The organism is uncultured Adlercreutzia sp. (assembly GCA_910585575.1).
Lineage (GTDB): Bacteria > Actinomycetota > Coriobacteriia > Coriobacteriales > Eggerthellaceae > Adlercreutzia.
Genome location: CAJUFS010000001.1, coordinates 1 through 16,853 on the forward strand (window position 1 = coordinate 1; position 16,853 = coordinate 16,853).

Consider the following 16,853-nt stretch of genomic DNA (forward strand, 5'->3'; position numbering starts at 1 on the left):
CGTATAGAGAATGAAAGTACAAGAAGGAGTTCCATTTCATGGCAGTCAAGATTCGTCTCGCCCGTCACGGCGCCAAGAAGCGTCCCTACTACCGCATCGTCGTTGCCGATTCCCGCTCTCCGCGTGACGGCCGCTTTATCGAGGAAGTGGGCCGCTACAACCCCTGCGCCCATCCCCATCTCATCCAGTTCGACATGGAGAAGGTGGATCGCTGGCTGGCCGACGGCGCCCAGCCCACCGAGCGCGTTGAGAAGCTGCTGAAGATCGCTCGCGAGAACGCCTAGCATCATGGCTGATCAGACAGAGGATCTCGCCGGTCTGGTCGATGCCATCGTCCGCCCCCTCATCGAGGTGGAAGACGAGCTCGATATTACCGCCGTGGAAACCGAGGACGGCAATATCGTGGTCGAGATTCGCGTGAACCCCGACGACGCCGGCAAGGTTATCGGCCGTCAGGGCCGCGTCATCAAGGCCATCCGTACCCTGGCGCGCGCCGCGGCGTCGCGCTCGGGCAAGCTTGTCGATGTGGAGCTCATCGATTAAATGCGCGGCTGGATTGATATCGCCACGTTGGCGAAACCGAAAAATCTCAAAGGAGGGCTCGTCGCACGAGGTGCGTCGGGCCTTCCCTTTTTGCTGTACCCGGGCCTGAAGCTGGCCCTGGTACCGCCGGTCACGGACGCCCCGCGCACGGTTACCGTCGCCAGCGCCGAAGACCGCGCCGACAACGAGGCACTGGTGTTCTTCGAGGAAGTGACGGACCTGACCGGGGCCGAGGCCATCGCCGGTTGCCACTGCCTGGCCCGTGAGGACGCGGTGGACCTGTCCGTGCTTGAAGATGCGGAAGAGCTTCCCGACTGGGAAGGCTGGACGGTCTACGATCAGGCCGCGGGCCTCGTGGGCACCGTGCGCTCCATCGACGAGCGTGCAACGCAGCCCCTCATTACCGTTGAGCGCCCCGAAGGGGGAGAGGTGCTCATTCCCCTGGCGGAAGACTTCCTGGTCGATCTGGACGAGGAAGGCCGCCGCATCGATATGGCCCTTCCCGCCGGGCTGCTCGACCTGTAGACCCCGCGGTCATCCAAGGAACTCCCATGATCATCGAGACCCTCTCCACGTTCCCCCATATGTACGACTCCGTCATGGGCGAGTCCATGATGAAGCGCGCCCAGGAGAAGGGCATCCTGCAGTTCAAGGCCCACGACCTGCGAGACTGGACCCACGACCGCCACCGCACCACCGACGACGACCCCTACGGCGGAGGCGCCGGCCTCGTCATGAAGTGCGAACCCATCTTCGAAGCGGTTGAGGAAATCCTCGGGATGGAAATCTCGGAATGCAACAGCGCTTCAACCGTAGTAGAGTCCGGCGGGGACACCGGGTGCCCTGACCGAGCGAGTTCCGCAGCGACGAAAACAGCCCAGTGGGCTGTTTTCCAAAGCGAGGACTGTCTGAGCGAATCAGGGTACCCGGTGGCCCCGCCCCCCGGCGATCCTCAGCGCCCAAAGATCGTCTTCCTAGCTCCGCAGGGCCGCACCTTCGACGACGCCTACGCCACCGAGCTCGCGCAAGAAGACCACCTGCTGTTCATTTGCGGCCACTACGAGGGCATCGACGAGCGCGTCTACACCTTGGCCGACCATGTCATCTCCCTGGGCGACTACGTGCTCACCTCGGGCGAGCTGGCCTCCATGGTGGTCATCGATGCTGTGGTGCGCAAGCTGCCCGGCGTGCTGGGCGCGGCCGACGGCCCCATCGACGAGTCCTTCACTAGTGGGCTTCTGGAGTATCCCCAGTACACGCGCCCAGCGAACTTCCGCGGCATGGAGGTGCCTTCGGTGCTTCTGTCCGGCAACCACCAGGCGGTGGCTCAGTGGCGACGTGAGCAGAGCTTGCAGCGCACGGCCGAGCGGCGTCCCGATCTTCTGCGGGCCTTCGAGCGCGAGGGCAAGCTGACGGCCGCTGACCAGAAATATCTGTTGTCTTGGAGCGAGGACTGGCATCCTTCCAGCGAAGGGGTATCATAAACGTTCACGTGTTTTCCATGCTAGGAAGGGGTCTGTCTGCCCATGAACGAAAGCGGCCGCGCCGAGCGTTCCTCCGGTTTCTTGCGTACGCTCATCAGCCTTCTGGGCCTTATTGTGCTCGTTGTCGTGCTGTCGTGGGGGCTGCGTACCTTCGTCTTCCAAGCCTATGAAATTCCCTCCGGATCCATGGAGGAAACCATCATGCCCGGCGACATGGTCTTCTCGGAGAAGATCACCTACTACAGCAGCTCGCCGCAGCCGGGCGACATCGTCACCTTCGCCGATCCCGATCCGGTGCAGGCGGGGCGCATTCTCATCAAGCGCGTCATTGCCGTGGGCGGCCAAACGGTCGATCTGCAGGACGGCCGCGTCTATGTGGACGGTAAGCTGCAGGACGAGCCCTATACGCGAGGCGAGCCTTCTTACCCGCTCACGCCGGAATACGGCACCGAAATCAACTATCCCTACACGGTTCCCGAGGGGGGCCTGTGGGTCATGGGCGACAACCGCACCAATTCTCAGGATTCCCGCTATTTCGGGGCGATCAAGGCATCGACCGTCACCGGAAAGGCGATATTCATCTATTGGCCGCTGGACAGCATCGGGCCCCTGTAGGCCCTGTTCGCGCCGTATCGTTGGACACCCGTTCTGAAGGAGAGCCATGAGTTCGCAAACGGCCACCGCCGAGCAGGAGAAGCTTCCTCCCACATTCCAAGACGTCATCATGAACCTGCAGCGCTACTGGGCGTCCGTGGGCTGCGTGGTGCTGCAGCCCTACGACAACGAGGTGGGCGCCGGCACCAACGCTCCGGCCACCACGCTGCGCTCCCTGGGCCCCGACACCTGGCGCACCTGCTACGTGCAGGGCTGCCGCCGTCCCACCGACGGCCGCTACGGCGAGAACCCGAACCGCGGGCAGTTCTACTATCAGTTCCAGGTGCTCATCAAGCCCTCGCCCGACAACATCCAGGATCTGTACCTGGGCAGCCTCGAGGCCATCGGCATCGACGTGGCCGCCCATGACGTGCGCTTCGTCGAGGACGACTGGGAGAGCCCCACGCTGGGTGCCTGGGGTCTGGGCTGGGAAATCTGGATCGACGGCATGGAGGTCACCCAGTTCACCTACTTCCAGCAGGTGGGCGGCTTCGAGTGCAACCCGGTGCCCGTGGAAATTGCCTACGGCCTGGAGCGCCTGACCATGTTCGTCCAGGGCGTCGACAACATGTACGACATCGTGTGGGCCCGCGGCGACGACGGCGTGGTGTTCACCTACGGCGACGTGTACCTGGAAAACGAGCGCGAGTACTCCAAGTTCAACTTCGAGGTGGCCGACACCGACTTTCTGTTCCAGGAGTTCGCCGATCGCGAGACCGAGTGTTTGCGCACCCTGCGCGCCAACCTGCCGCTGCCCGCTTACGATTCGGTGCTGAAGTGCTGCCATGCCTTCAACCTGCTCGATGCCCGCGGTGTTATTTCCGCCACCGAGCGCATGGCCTACATCCTGCGCGTGCGCACCCTGGCCAAGGCCTGCTGCGCCTCCTACATGCAGAACGTGGTGGGCATGGACGTGAACGATGCCGATTTGCAGGCCATCCTCGATGCGGCTCCCGAAGAGCCCGCAGAGGAAGAGAAGCCCGCGAACGTGGTGCCCGCGGTGCCCGAGCGGCCAGCCGGGGGCGGTTGCCCCTCGTCGCGGGGCGACCATTCCGAGCGCGCCTTCGAGTTCGTGACCCTGCCCGACGCCACTGATCAGGAGGCCTAAGATGTCGAATACCCAAACGCTTGCCTTCGAGATCGGCACCGAGGAAATTCCCGCCTTCGACTTGAAGCGCGCCACCGAGCAGCTGGCCACCCTGGTGCCCGAGGCCCTCGACGCCGTGCGCATTCCCCACGGTTACGTGGCCATCTACACCTCGCCCCGCCGCCTCATCGCCATCGTGGCCGACGTGGCTTCCAGCACCGAGGCGCTGGAGGAGGTCTTCCGCGGCCCCGCTGCCAAGATCGCCTTCGACGCCGACGGCAACCCCACCAAGGCCGCCGAGGGCTTCGCCCGCGGCAAGGGCCTGACCGTGGACGATCTGGAGCGTCGCGACGAGAACGGCACCGAGTACGTCTACGCCGTGCGCCAGGTGCCCGCCCAGGACACCGCCGAGCTTCTGCCCGCGGTGCTGCGCGGCATCATCGACGGCATCAGCTGGCCGAAGTCCTGCCGCTGGGGCACCACCTCCGAGGTGTTCTCGCGCCCGGTGCGTTGGCTCGTGGCCCTGCTGGGCACCACGGTCATTCCCGTGGAGTATGCGGGGCTTGTGGCGGGCAACACCACGCGCGGCCATCGCTTCCTGGCCCCCGGCCCCCATACGGTGACCAGCGCCGACGAGCTCGTGTCCGTGGTGGAGGCCGCCTACGTGGTGCCCACTCAGGAGGCCCGCGAGGCCGTTATTCGCCAGGGCGTTCAGGCCGCCGAGGCCGCTACGGGCTATCGCGCCGAGCTGCCGGCCAAGACGCTCACCGAGGTCATCAACCTTTCCGAGTACCCTACGGTGATGGTGGGCACCTTCGACGAGGAGTTCCTCAAGGTACCCGAGGAAATCATCGTGGACGCCATGCTCATGCACCAGCGCTACTTCCCGCTCTATGACGGCGACGGCAAGCTCACCAACAAGTTCATCGTGGTCTCCAACGGCAATCCTGCCTGCGAGGAAACCATCATCGACGGCAACGAGCGCGTGGTGGCCGCCCGCCTCTACGACGCCAAGTTCTTCTACGAGGAAGACCTGAAGATCCCCCTGGAGAAGTTCGTCGATCGTCTGGACGAAGTGGTGTTCCAGGAGGCTCTGGGCACCATGCGCGCTAAGACCGAGCGCGTGGTGAAGCTGTCGGCCCGCATTACGGTGCAGGCCGGTATCGAGCGCGAGGAGATGCGCGACATCGCCCGCTCGGCCTACCTGGCCAAGGCCGACCTGGTCACCAGCGCCGTCATCGAGTTCACCAGCGTCCAGGGCGTCATGGGCAGCTATTATGCCGCCGCGGCCGGCGAGCCCGAGCGTGTGGCCCGCGCCATTGCCGAGCACTACCGTCCGCGCTTCTCTGGCGACGCCATTCCCACCGACATCATCGGCCAGGTGGTGGCGCTTTCCGACAAGATCGACACCATCTGCGGCCTGTTCGCCGTGGGTCAGGCGCCCACGGGCTCCTCCGATCCCTTCGCCTTGCGCCGCGCCGCTCTGGGCGTGCTGGCCATTCTAGAGGAGACGGGCCTGCCCATCAGCCTGGTGGAAACCATCGACACGTCGCTCATCATCTATCGCGAGGCGGGTCTCGAGTTCGACAACGCCACGGTGCGCCGCGAGATCATCGACTTCTTCATCACCCGCGAGAAGGTGGCCCTGCGCGATGCCGGCGTCGAGGCCGACACCATCGATGCGGTGCTGGCCTGCGGCATCGAGGAGCCCATCGTGCTGGCCCGTCGCGCCCGCGCCCTGGAGGCCGCCCGCACCGAGCAGCGCCAGGTGTTCGAGGACCTAGCCACGGCCTTCGCCCGCGCCAACAACCTGCGCGACATCAAGCTGGGCACGGGCTACAAGCGCGTCCTGCTCACCGAGCCCGAGGCGGCGCTTGACGCGGCCATCGCCACCGCCGAGGAGGCCGTGGCCGACGCCCTGGCCGCCGACCGCTACGAGGAGGCCATCACGGCCCTGGCCACGCTGCGCGCCCCCATCGACGCCTTCTTCGACACCACCATGGTCATGGACGAGGACGCCGAGGTGCGCGGCAACCGCCTGAAGCTGCTCAACCGCTTCGCCAACGTGTTCTCCCATGTGGCCGACTTCGGTCAGATGGCCAAGAAGTAGCATGCATAATTTAACTCCGGCCGAGCGGGCCGCGCGCGTTCCTACCATTCACATTGTGTCCGACTCCATCGGCGAGACGGCCCAAGTGGTGGCGCGCGCGGCCGCGGCCCAGTTCGGCGTCACCACGCCGCACCTGGAAATTTTCTCGAAGGTGAAAAGCTTCGAGGAAGTGCGCGACTATCTGCTTGAGCACTCTCGCTTCCATGAGGAGACGCTGGGCAGCGATCGGCTGCTGGTTATGTACACGCTGGTGAACGCCGATATTCGGGTGCCCTTGGAGGCGTTTTTGGCAGAGCATCCCAACATTGTGGCTGTCGACGTGCTCACCCGGGCCGTGAATGCCGTGGCCGATATGAGCGGCATGGAGCCTGTGGGCAAGCCCGGCATGCTGCGCGTGGTGGACAAGAACTACTTCCGTCGCATCTCGGCCATTGAGTTCACCATCGCCCATGACGATGGGCGCAACCCCCAGGACCTCACCCAGGCGGACATTGTGCTTCTGGGCGTCTCTCGCTCTTCCAAAACGCCGCTTTCCATTTATTTGGCGCAGCAGGGCTATAAAGTGGCAAACGTGCCCTTAGATCCCGCCAGTGAGCCTCCCAAGGAGATCTTCGACGTCGAGCGCACGCGGCTGTTTGGCCTCATGACCACGCCGGACGTGCTGGCGCCCATTCGCCAGCGCCGCATGAAGAAATCCGGGCGCGTGGGTCTCATCTCGCAGCGCTATGCCGACCCAGAGTACATCTACCAGGATTTGGAGCAGGCCCGCGCGCTCATGCGAAAGCTGGGCTGCATCGTCATCCACACCGAGCAGCGCGCCGTCGAGGAAAGCGCCCAAGAGGTGCTGCGCTACTACGAGCGCTCGCATCCCACCGCCACCGAGATTGTGGATTAGGAAGGTATTGCGCCCGCATCGCTGGATTCTGCGAGCCAGTTTTCGGCGAATAGCTCGTCGAGCGACCAACCGCGCCGATAGAGGTCGCGGTGCCGTGCGGGAAAGCGCCTGTCGCGCTGACGCAGGCGCACGCCGCAGCGCTGGGCGACCTCGTGGGCCACGGCTTCCATAGCCAGCGGGCTGCGCAGCTGGGCGGTGGTAACGGTGATGACCGTGATGCCGTCCGCTTCCAGCGCCAACCGTTTCGTGGCATCGCGGGTGGCCTGGCGCCCGGTGAGGTGCTCGGCGTTTGAGTCGTATTCCAGGGCCAGACGGTGTTCGGGCCAATAGCAGTCGGGCACCAGGTTGGCGCGCTGGGCAATGTGCCGAGCGCGCGCCGAGGGCTCGAGGCGGTAGTTCGCGTGGCAGCGCGGAAGCCCGTAGCCGCCCAGGTGGGGAGGCAGTCCCAGGATCATCTGCAGGAATATCTCCGGAGGCGATGCGGTGTTTTCCGCCAGGTAGGGAAGTGCGAGCCGTGCGCTTGCCACGCCGGTGAGCCCCGCGTTCTGGTTGAGGAACTGCTCCATGGTGCGCCTTGTGGCAAGGGGACGTCGCTGGCCAAGACCGCCCGCGGCGTGCGGGTCGATGGCAAAGGAGCTGCACAGAGCGCTTCCGTACAGGATGAGCTCGTGGGTGGTGACGGTCTTCCCCAGCTGCACGAAGCACAGCTCGGGCGAGGCCGCGTAGAGGCCGTTTTCCGCCTGGTAAAACGATCCCGCGGCATAGCGGTAGCGCGAGGTGGCCAGGGCGCAGCGCTCTTTTTCGCGAATCCACGAAGGCACGAGCAAATGGTAGGGCTCCTTCAGCTGCGGCAGCTGTTTTCCCAGGTAGTCAAGCGATTGCTTCGTGGGAATGCAGTCGTAGAGCACCTTGCGATCGCCCTTTCGCTGCTCGTCGATATCGTAGGCAGAAAGCCAATACGCCAGCGCGCTGACCCCTCGTAGCACTAACCGCATAGTCGTCCTCCTTGCGCTCTCGCTGCAGGAAACGCCCGCGCCCACGGGGTTGAGGCCTGCGCCCGGGGCTGATCCGCCCCAGCAGGTGCGGCCACAGGAAGCCCCCGTGCCCGCGGGGTTGAGGCGTGCATCTGCAGCCGACTGTCCCAGCAGGTGCGGCTGCAGGAAGCTCCTGTACCCGCGGAGCAGGGGAGGCCATCGGGTGTACGAGACCCTAGGCCCCCAGGCCCGCAGGCCCCACGTCCGCGGGCCCCGGCTCCACGAACCCGCGAGCTCCTGATCCACGAAGCCCCGCTCCACGAGCCCCTGACCCACGAAGCCCCGGTCCACGAACCCGCGAGCTCTTGGTCCACGAAGCCCCGCTCCACGAGCCCCCGAGGTCGATGATGTTCCCAGTCCCACGGGCACCTCGGGCGCATGAGGCCCCCTGCCCGAGGAGCATGGGAGGCCATCGGGCCTCCGAGCCTCCCGGCGTGCCGGCCCCGGTGCATGGGTCCCTACCAGGGTTTTCCGGGCAATTCCTTTAAGTAATAGCGCCAGTGTAGCGGGGATGCGCGGCACCCCCTTCGGTCATAAACGAACTATGAAGAAAATTTTTGGGAGCAAGTTGCTGAGCCCAAGAAAAGGCAGACGCCCAGGGGAAAGGGCAGGGGGAAAGGGCAGGGGAAAGGGCAGGGGAAAGGGCAGGGGAAAGGGCAGGGGAAAGGGCAGGGGAATCGTCGGCTGTTTGGCCAAATAGATGGTGTTTTCCATTCTTGTCGGCAAAAATGGCTTGTTTTGGCCAAACGGGGATCGATTTCCTTCAATTCTTGCGAAATGCTCGAAGAAGGCGTTTCGCGCTACGCTTGTGAACTGGGATTCTACAGAAGGGGAAATTGAGCGATGGAAATGACGCCTTAATTGGCCAGCAAAATGAAGGGAATCGGGCTTCGTTTGGCCAAAAAATGCTTATTGACGCTGCGCAAATGGAAAACGCCACTTATTTGGCCATTGATAAGGCGTTCGGATGGAAAACGCCCTCTGTTTGGCCAGGCTCTCGGGCTCCCGATGAAAAACGCCACTTATTTGGCCATTGATCAGGCGTTCGGATGGAGAATGCTTCCTGCTTGGCCGCGCTTTCGGATTCCTGATGGAAAGTGCCCCGCATTTGGCTGTGCTCCTGTGCCTCGGGTGAAAAGTGCTTCTTGCTAGGCTTCGCTCCTGGTCGGGGGTGCGAGTGGGATTCGCAGCGGCCGGGGCGCTTGTCGCTGAGGACTTTTCGTTCTCTCGTCTGCCGCCGAGGGGCTTCGCTCCTGGTCGGAGGAGGGGGGCTGCCAGCGGGATTCACGGTGGGCGCCGCCTGCGCCCCTGCCTCCCGCTGAGGAGCTCGTTCCTGTAGGCTGCGCCCCTGCCTCCCGCTGAGGGGTTACTACGCTCCAGCCTGCCGCTGAGGAGTTTTTGCGCTCCTGCTGGCGGCGTGGGGGATCTCGCCGCGAAAACTGTGAGGGAATCCCTTATACTGGGTGCCAGTTCATTTTATGGACGTGTTTGCCGTTGTCTCAGATAGGCTGCACTTTTCGGCCCTGGGCGCTTCGCTTGCGTTTGCTCGCGGCGCGCCTTCGGGTTCGGGCGTGCAGCATGCCGTGCGCGCATCAGGCCAGGCCTCGCAGGCAGTAGCGCAGCGGAAGGTTTGCCTTTGCGCGATGCGGCCCCGGCAAACGCAAGCGCCAGAACCGGCTCGGCTGGCCATGGCGGGTAAAGGCAATCGCGTCGCGCGGGCGGCGCACAGCTTTAAGGAGAAGTAAGGTGACAGAAGCAGTGAAGCGCGTCTACGCTTTCGGCAAGGACGCCAACGGGAACAACGTGACCGAGGGCAACACCGACATGAAGTGGGTTCTCGGTGGCAAGGGTGCCAACTTGGCCGAGATGGCCAACATCGGCCTGCCGGTGCCTCCTGGCTTTACCATCACGTGCCAAACCTGCATGGAGTACGCCAACGCTGACAACACCTGGCCCGAGGGCGCCCTCGACACCATCGCCGAGTACCGTGCCGACCTGGAAGAGCGCATGGGCAAGCGCCTGGGCGACGCCGAGGATCCGCTGCTGGTGTCCGTCCGCTCCGGTGCTCCTTTCTCCATGCCCGGCATGATGGACACGGTGCTCAACCTGGGCCTGAACGACGAGTCCATCAACGGCCTCATCAAGCAGACCGACAACCCCCGCTTCGCCTGGGACTCCTATCGTCGCTTCATTCAGATGTTCTCCAACGTGGTTATGGGCCTCGACGGCGACCTGTTCGAGAACGCCATCGTGGCTATGAAGAACGACCGTGGCGTGGCCTCCGACACCGATCTCACCGCTGAGGACCTGCAGGAGCTCGTGGGCGAGTTCAAGGCCATCTTCACCGAGAACGTCGACGGCACCGAGTACCCCAGCCTGGTGGTCGACGGCGAAGTGCAGTTCCCGCAGGATCCCATGGTGCAGCTGCAGCTGGCCATCGAGGCCGTGTTCGGCTCCTGGAACAACCCCCGCGCGGTCCTGTACCGTCAAACCAACAAGATTGCCGACGATCTGGGCACGGCCGTTAACGTGCAGTCCATGGTGTTCGGCAACAAGGGCAACACGTCCGCCACGGGCGTGGCCTTCACCCGCAACCCCGCCAACGGCACCAAGGAGTTCTACGGTGACTACCTGGTGAACGCCCAGGGCGAGGACGTGGTGGCCGGCATCCGCAACACGAGCCCCATCGCCGAGCTCAAGGAAGTGGAGGGCCTGGAAGAGGCCGGCGCCCAGCTGGAGGAAATCTTCGAGGTGCTCGAGAATCACTTCCGCGACATGTGCGACATCGAGTTCACCATCGAGCAGGGCAAGCTGTGGATGCTGCAGACCCGCGCCGGCAAGCGCACCGCCGCCGCTGCGCTGCGCATCGCCATCGAGATGGAGAAGGAGGGCCTCATCTCCAAGGAGGAGGCCATCATGCGTGTGGCTCCCGACCAGCTCGACCAGCTGCTGCACCCGCAGTTCGACAAGGACGCCACCTACGACGTGGTGGCGCGCGGCCTGAACGCTTCCCCCGGCGCTGCCGTGGGCGAGGCCGTGTTCTCGGCCACCGACGCCGTGGAGGCTGCCGAGGCCGGCCGCAAGTGCGTGCTGGTGCGTTGGGAAACCAACCCCGATGATCTGGCCGGCATGATCGCCGCCGAGGGCATCCTCACTTCGCACGGCGGCAAGACCAGCCACGCGGCCGTTATCGCCCGAGGCATGGGCGCCCCCTGCGTGTGCGGCGTTGAGGCTCTGAAGATCGACGCAGCGAAGAAGGAAGCCGCCATCGCCGGCACCGACATCGTCATTCGCGAGGGCGACATGATCTCCATCGACGGCACCACAGGCATTGTGGTGCTGGGCGCGGTGGACCTGGTTATGCCCGAGCTCACCGGCGACCTGGACACCATCCTCGAGTGGGCCGATGAAGTGCGCACCCTGGGCGTGCGCGCCAACGCCGACAACCCCGAGGACGCCGAGCTGTCCCGCAACTTCGGCGCCGCCGGCATCGGCCTGTGCCGCACCGAGCACATGTTCCTGGGCGACCGCAAGCAGATCATCCAGACCTTCATCCTGAACGACGACGAGCTCATCCGCGAGAAGGCCGTGAGCGATCTGTTTGAGGCCCAGGTGGGTGACTTCTATGGCATGTTCAAGGCCATGGACGGGCTGCCGGTCATTGTGCGCCTCCTCGACCCGCCGCTGCACGAGTTCCTGGAGAGCCCGCGCGAGTTGGCCGTGGAAATTGCGAAGATGGAGGCCACCGGTGCCTCTGCTGACGTCCTGGCCGAGAAGCGCGATCTGCTCGAGAAGATCGACGGCTTCGCCGAGCAGAACCCCATGCTGGGCATGCGCGGCTGCCGTCTGGGCATCGTGTACCCCATCCTGCCGGAAATGCAGGTGCGCGCCATCGCCACGGCGGCTGCCCGCCTGAAGAAGGAGGGCCTGAACCCGCAGCCCGAGATTATGATCCCGCTGGTGTCCGTGCTGCCCGAGCTGGCCACCCTGCGCGAGGTGGCCGAGGCTGTCATCGCCGAGGTGTCCGTGGCCGAGGGCGTCGAGCTGGAAATCCCCATCGGCACCATGATCGAGCTGCCCCGCGCGGCCGTCACTGCCAACGAGATTGCCACGGTTGCCGACTTCTTCTCCTTCGGCACCAACGACCTCACGCAGACCACCTTCGGCTTCAGCCGCGACGACGTCGAGGGCGAGTTCGTGCCGCAGTACCTCGATCAGCACCTGCTGCCCTACAACCCCTTCGCCACTATCGATCCCGGTGTGGCCAAGCTGGTTGAGATGGGCGTTGCGCTGGGCCACGAGGGCAACCCCGACCTGGTGTGCGGCGTGTGCGGCGAGCACGGCGGCGATCCGGACTCCATCGCCACGTTCAACCGCATCGGCCTGAACTACGTCAGCTGCTCGCCTTACCGCGTGCCGGTGGCTCGTCTGGCCGCAGCCCAGGCTGCCATCACGCAGCGCTAAGCGACGCAAAAGAGCGTGCTATACGGGGCGGGAACCACGGGTTCCCGCCCTTTTTGTTGTCGGGAGGGATTGTATGGGGCGGTGCAAGGCTGCTAGAATGGGCACCAACGGAGGCTCGGGTTTGACTAGCGGGCAGTGCCGTTTCTGGTGTGAGCCTCGGACGTAGCGGCGTCCGAGGCTTCTTTGCGTCAGGCCTTGCTTTAGGGGACGCAAGGCTGCTAGAATGAGTGCCAACGGAAGCCCGGTTTTGCTAGCGGGCAGCGCCGTTGTTTGTGTGAGCCTCGGACGGGTCAGCGTCCGAGGCTTCTTTATCACAAACTGGTCTTTTCTGCTCGGTGCTTTGGGTATAAAGCTTCACCAAGGCCGTCGCCAACCCTGTAGCAGCGGTCAGCAACTTCATGGCAATCAGGGCAAACTCCATAGGCCATCACCTCCCGTCTTTTTGGACAAGCCAATAGGGTCGGAAGGCACTGCCAGCACGGGACTTACACCGTTGACGCGTTCACGATAGCGCACCATAATTTTCAGTCTAGGACTTGATTTCTTCAGCATGAAGCTGACCTGCACCGATAAATTTCGAAAGGGGAATCCCGTGTTATTGACCTTAGAAAACCTGCCTCGAACCATCGCCGTTGAACGCGTGAACGGCGTGCCCCAGGTGGTCATGGTGGATCAGCGGCTGCTGCCGGGTGAGCTTGCCTACCTGCGCACCTCGGACTGGCGCACGGTGATCGATGCGGTGAAGACGCTGGCCGTGCGCGGCGCGCCGGCTTTGGGCGTAGCCGGAGCGGCGGTGGTCATGCTGCGGGCTTTCGAGTTCGTGGCGGCAAATGAGGCGGATACCCAGGCTGCCGCCAGCTGTCAGACGGCTTCTGAGGACGTGTACGCCTGCCTGATGTGCCAGCGCGGTCCCAGAGCCACCCAAAGCGATTCTGAGCCGCAAAACGGCTCAGAATCGCTTGCCGCCGATGACGGCACGGCGATGAAAGACGCGTTCGGTGCAACTCGGGAAGCGTTGGCGGAGGCCGTGCGCGCCGAGGGCGACGAATCCGTTGCAGCCACCGCATGCGCTGAAGCCACCGAACCCGCTGCCGCCCCCGCTGCGCGCACTTTCACCTGCGAGGCGCTCGATGCGCACCGCACCTTCGTACTCGACGAGCGCGCCTTCGACCCCGAGCTCTTCTCCATGGCTCTCGATTTTGCCGGCAACCTGGCCAAGAACGCGCGTCCGACGGCCGTTAATCTGGGCTGGGGCGTTGATCGCGCTCTGGCTGTGGCCCGTGAGGCGCTCGGGGAGGGGAGGGGTCCTCAAGCGGTGGCAGATGCCCTCTACCAGTGCGTGGTGGACCTCATCGCCGAAGACGAGGCGGTCAATCGCGCTATCGGCCGCAACGGCGTGAATCGTCTGCGCTCCTTGTCCGAGGCGAAGGGGCGCCCCCTGCGCGTACTTACGCACTGCAACGCCGGCAGCCTGGCCACGGCCTTCTACGGCACGGCGCTGGGCGTTATCTATGCGGCAGCTGAAGAGGGGCTCATCGAGCGCGTGTATGCCGACGAGACGCGCCCGGTGGGGCAGGGGGCGCGCTTGACCAGCTGGGAGCTGGCTCAAGCGGGGGTGCCGGTGACGCTCATCTGCGATAACATGGCGGCCAGTGTCATGGCCCAGGGGTTGGTGGACGCGGTGGTAGTGGGCGCCGACCGCATTACCGCCAACGGCGATGCAGCCAACAAAATCGGCACGCTGGGCGTGGCGGTGCTGGCGAAGCATTTCGGCATTCCCTTCTACGTGGCTGCCCCAACGAGCACTATTGATGCCGCCATGGCCACGGGGGCGGACATACCCATCGAGGAACGCGACCCCTCCGAGGTGCTCCCCGAGCCCATTCCGGGCGTGGGTGTGCACAATCCCGCCTTCGACGTCACGCCGGCCGATTTGGTAACGGCGGTGATCACTGAAGTTGATTAGCGAGAAGAGGAAGTCGACTAGCCAGTAAAGGCATCGTGGTCAGAGGCTTTGCCTCCGGTTACACGATCATACTCCGGGCACCTGCTCTGCAGGTGCCTTTTCTTTGCGAAGGATCGATTGTCGAGAGGTTGGTTTTGTGTCACGAGTTGAGAGGCGGCGCGCAGTCCGGCTGGCAGAGGGGAGCAGTTGACGGCCTGAACGCTCGTCAGGAGTTAGCGACCGGAACGTCGGCGCTGCTTGGCAGCCGGACTGTTCAGTGAGGGGTGGCCACCAGGCGCCGTGCCACCGCTCAACCTCTCAATACCAAAGTTATGTAAAGCAAAATTTATAAGGTATAAGACCTATATTAGATATAACATTATATGTTATAGTACGCACTATCAAAAGTGGAGAACTGCGCTCTCTTCCCCTGGGGAAGGAGCACTGCGTTGGGCTGCACGCGGGGGAGCGCGCGGTCGAGAGGAGTGTGCATGATCACCTTGGCGGCAGCGTCGCAAAAAGGCGGCGTGGCGAAGACGACGACAAACTTGGCCATTGGGGCGAAAATGGTACAGGACGGCAAGCGGGTGCTGTTCATCGACTTGGACCCGCAGATGAACCTGTCGACGACGCTTAAAGCGCAAACCACGGGCGTTCCCTCGTCGCTCGAGGTGCTGACGGGCGACGCCACCATTGCCGAGGCCGCTCAGGCCATCGACGGCTACCATGTGGTGCCCGCCAGCCGTCTGAACGGCAAGGCCGATGATCTCATGTCCAGCGTGGGCAAAGACTATCGCCTGCGCAAGGCCCTGGAGGCCGTGGCCGACGACTACGACTACGCCATTCTCGACACGCCCCCGGCCCTGGGCACGCTGACGGTGAACGCGCTTACCGCGGCCTCGTGGGTGGTCATTCCCGCCCAGGCCGACGCCTACTCGCTCGACGGCGTCACCGACCTGGCCGCTACCATCGAGGCCATTCGCGAGTACACCAACCCGAATCTCAATATCGCCGGCATTCTGCTGACGCGCTACAACCCGCGCACCTCCATTTCGAAGATCATCCACGAGGACGCCGAGGCCATGGCCGAAGAGCTGGACACCAAGGTGTTCAAGGCGTGGATCCGCGAGGCCACCGTCATTAAAGAGGCCCAGGCGGTGAAGCAGCCTATCTTCGAGTACGCCCCCTCGGCCAAGGTTACCTACGATTACCGGTTCTTTATCGATGAGCTGATGGAGGACGTCAATGGCTAAGAAAGACTTGCGCGCCCAGATGGACGCGGCTCGCGCGGCAGCAGCCTTTATCGGCGCGGCTCAGGAAAGCGCTGCCCATGAGGAACCCGCCCGTCCCAAGCATCAGGACGAGGCGGCGTCCAGCGAAGAGGTGAAGGGCGAGCCGCCTTTGGAGGATACGGCGGACGTGCCCGACTACTTTACTTTGGAAGATGCGCTCAACGCCTCTTCCATGGGGACGGCCGCGCGCTCGTCCGATCTGAAGCGCTCGGTGGCTGCCTCGGCGGGGGCCGAGGAGACAAAGGAGGCGCAGCCGGCTGCCAAGCGGCGTGCGACAGGTAAGAGCGCTGCCGTTCCGACGCTCGATGCTGAGCTCCATCCTTCAACGCCGCCTGCGGCACCGACGGTGCCCGACATTCTTCCCGATCCGGTGGAGGCCGTGGCGGCCGTCGCCGATTTGGTGGTGGACGACGCCCCGGCGAAGGCCTCGGCGGCGCCTGCTAAGGCCTCGCGCGCTGCCAAGGCGGCGGACAAGCCCAAAGCGCCGCGAGCCAAGCGCGGGCGCAAGAAGGCCGCGCCGGCGGACGAGGTGCTGGAGGCGGAGGCGTCGGGCAGCCGCATGACGGCTCAGGTGCTCGTGCCCATGACAGCCGAGCAGCGCGAGCATGCGGACCTTCTGGCTCAGGTGATGAAGATCACGCGTGCCGAAGTGATGCGCCAGGCGCTTGATGAGTATTGGGAAAACCATCGTTCTGAACTCCAGGCTGCCGTTGCCGCCTACGAAGCGCTCATTCGCAAATTAATGAGCTAATTTTTGTGAAAATTTTCGTTCGTTACCAAAATGTTGTATTTCGTGCACATTAAATGAAATAAACAGATAAACATATAATGTTATAAATTATTAAAGATTTTCAAATAAGCAGTATATAGAATCATTTAATAATTATGACATTAAATAGAATTCTTAATAACGCCACGTCAAGTGGCGTTTTTTAATGTTGAGTCTATGACACAACGTCACTAAATGTTTAATGGATAAAGTTATATAAACATTATATAACTTGGAAAATTTTAAGTTTTGCGAATTCTGGGCAGATTGCTTGGATTTTGGCAAGAGCGAATTGTGGAGAAAAATGGGTCAAATTCGTCTCAATGTAACGCAAAGTCAACAGGAAATGCCCAATTAGAGCCCCACAATTGAAATCGTCTCGACTTTACTTTGTTGCCATTTCGTAGATAATTATCCATGAACAAAAACGCTCTTTGGCATAACTATGCCCAAAAAGCGACCACCTACCAACGAAGTGTCAACAAAAGGCCATTTCAGACCAGGAAAATGGCTTGAGCGGGAAAGCGGGTCGGTCAAACGACCAGCCCGCCAAACCGAAGGAGAGAACGAGTTTTT

14 protein-coding genes are annotated in these 16,853 nt (G+C 63.1%); 12 read left to right on the plus strand and 2 right to left on the minus strand.

Going from position 1 to position 16,853, the window contains the following annotated elements:
• The first annotated feature begins 38 nt into the window (after positions 1–38).
• Genes rpsP through QZ307_RS00040 form a run of 8 tightly spaced genes read left to right on the plus strand, consistent with a single transcriptional unit; the run spans position 39 to position 6,773 of the window.
• Positions 39–284 (plus strand): 30S ribosomal protein S16, encoded by a 246-nt coding sequence (gene rpsP / locus QZ307_RS00005; protein WP_295994064.1) that lies wholly within the window; start codon positions 39–41, stop codon positions 282–284.
• 4 nt (positions 285–288) lie between these two features.
• Complete coding sequence (locus QZ307_RS00010) at positions 289–543, plus strand: KH domain-containing protein (RefSeq protein ID WP_295994066.1); 255 nt, start codon at positions 289–291, stop codon at positions 541–543.
• On the plus strand, positions 544–1,068 hold the full coding sequence (locus tag QZ307_RS00015) for a 16S rRNA processing protein RimM (RefSeq protein ID WP_295994067.1): 525 nt from the start codon (positions 544–546) through the stop codon (positions 1,066–1,068). It begins immediately after the preceding gene.
• A gap of 26 nt (positions 1,069–1,094) precedes the next feature.
• Entirely contained in the window at positions 1,095–2,027 is a 933-nt protein-coding gene (gene trmD, locus QZ307_RS00020; protein WP_295994070.1) for a tRNA (guanosine(37)-N1)-methyltransferase TrmD, read from the plus strand.
• Positions 2,028–2,069: 42 nt separating this feature from the next.
• Positions 2,070–2,642: a signal peptidase I gene (lepB, locus tag QZ307_RS00025; RefSeq protein WP_295994072.1), complete on the plus strand. Its 573-nt coding sequence runs from the start codon at positions 2,070–2,072 to the stop codon at positions 2,640–2,642.
• A 46-nt stretch (positions 2,643–2,688) separates the two neighbouring features.
• Entirely contained in the window at positions 2,689–3,789 is a 1,101-nt protein-coding gene (locus QZ307_RS00030; RefSeq protein WP_295994074.1) for a glycine--tRNA ligase subunit alpha, read from the plus strand.
• A 1-nt stretch (position 3,790) separates the two neighbouring features.
• Positions 3,791–5,878, plus strand: coding sequence for a glycine--tRNA ligase subunit beta (gene glyS / locus QZ307_RS00035; RefSeq protein WP_295994077.1), 2,088 nt, complete (start codon positions 3,791–3,793; stop codon positions 5,876–5,878).
• 1 nt (position 5,879) lies between these two features.
• Positions 5,880–6,773 (plus strand): pyruvate, water dikinase regulatory protein, encoded by an 894-nt coding sequence (locus QZ307_RS00040; protein ID WP_295994078.1) that lies wholly within the window; start codon positions 5,880–5,882, stop codon positions 6,771–6,773.
• Here QZ307_RS00040 and QZ307_RS00045 read toward each other — a convergent pair.
• Positions 6,770–7,768 (minus strand): hypothetical protein, encoded by a 999-nt coding sequence (locus QZ307_RS00045; RefSeq protein WP_295994080.1) that lies wholly within the window; start codon positions 7,766–7,768, stop codon positions 6,770–6,772. The two genes, QZ307_RS00040 and QZ307_RS00045, sit on opposite strands and share 4 nt — an antisense overlap.
• Positions 7,769–9,553: 1,785 nt before the next feature.
• On the opposite strand from QZ307_RS00045, the gene ppdK reads away from it, so the two are divergent.
• On the plus strand, positions 9,554–12,271 hold the full coding sequence (gene ppdK, locus QZ307_RS00050; protein ID WP_295994082.1) for a pyruvate, phosphate dikinase: 2,718 nt from the start codon (positions 9,554–9,556) through the stop codon (positions 12,269–12,271).
• A gap of 250 nt (positions 12,272–12,521) precedes the next feature.
• Here the strand turns inward: ppdK and QZ307_RS00055 are convergent, their stop codons facing one another.
• Positions 12,522–12,692, minus strand: coding sequence for a hypothetical protein (locus QZ307_RS00055; RefSeq protein WP_295994084.1), 171 nt, complete (start codon positions 12,690–12,692; stop codon positions 12,522–12,524).
• Between the two features lie 171 nt (positions 12,693–12,863).
• Between QZ307_RS00055 and mtnA the strand changes: the two genes are divergently transcribed.
• From mtnA to QZ307_RS00070, 3 genes are all read left to right on the plus strand, one after another.
• Positions 12,864–14,237, plus strand: coding sequence for an S-methyl-5-thioribose-1-phosphate isomerase (gene mtnA, locus QZ307_RS00060; RefSeq protein WP_295994086.1), 1,374 nt, complete (start codon positions 12,864–12,866; stop codon positions 14,235–14,237).
• Between the two features lie 470 nt (positions 14,238–14,707).
• Positions 14,708–15,469, plus strand: a complete 762-nt coding sequence (locus tag QZ307_RS00065) for a ParA family protein (protein WP_295994087.1) — start codon at positions 14,708–14,710, stop codon at positions 15,467–15,469.
• Positions 15,462–16,259, plus strand: a complete 798-nt coding sequence (locus QZ307_RS00070) for a hypothetical protein (RefSeq protein ID WP_295994089.1) — start codon at positions 15,462–15,464, stop codon at positions 16,257–16,259. Before QZ307_RS00065 ends, QZ307_RS00070 begins: the two co-directional genes overlap by 8 nt.
• Positions 16,260–16,853 lie beyond the last annotated feature (594 nt).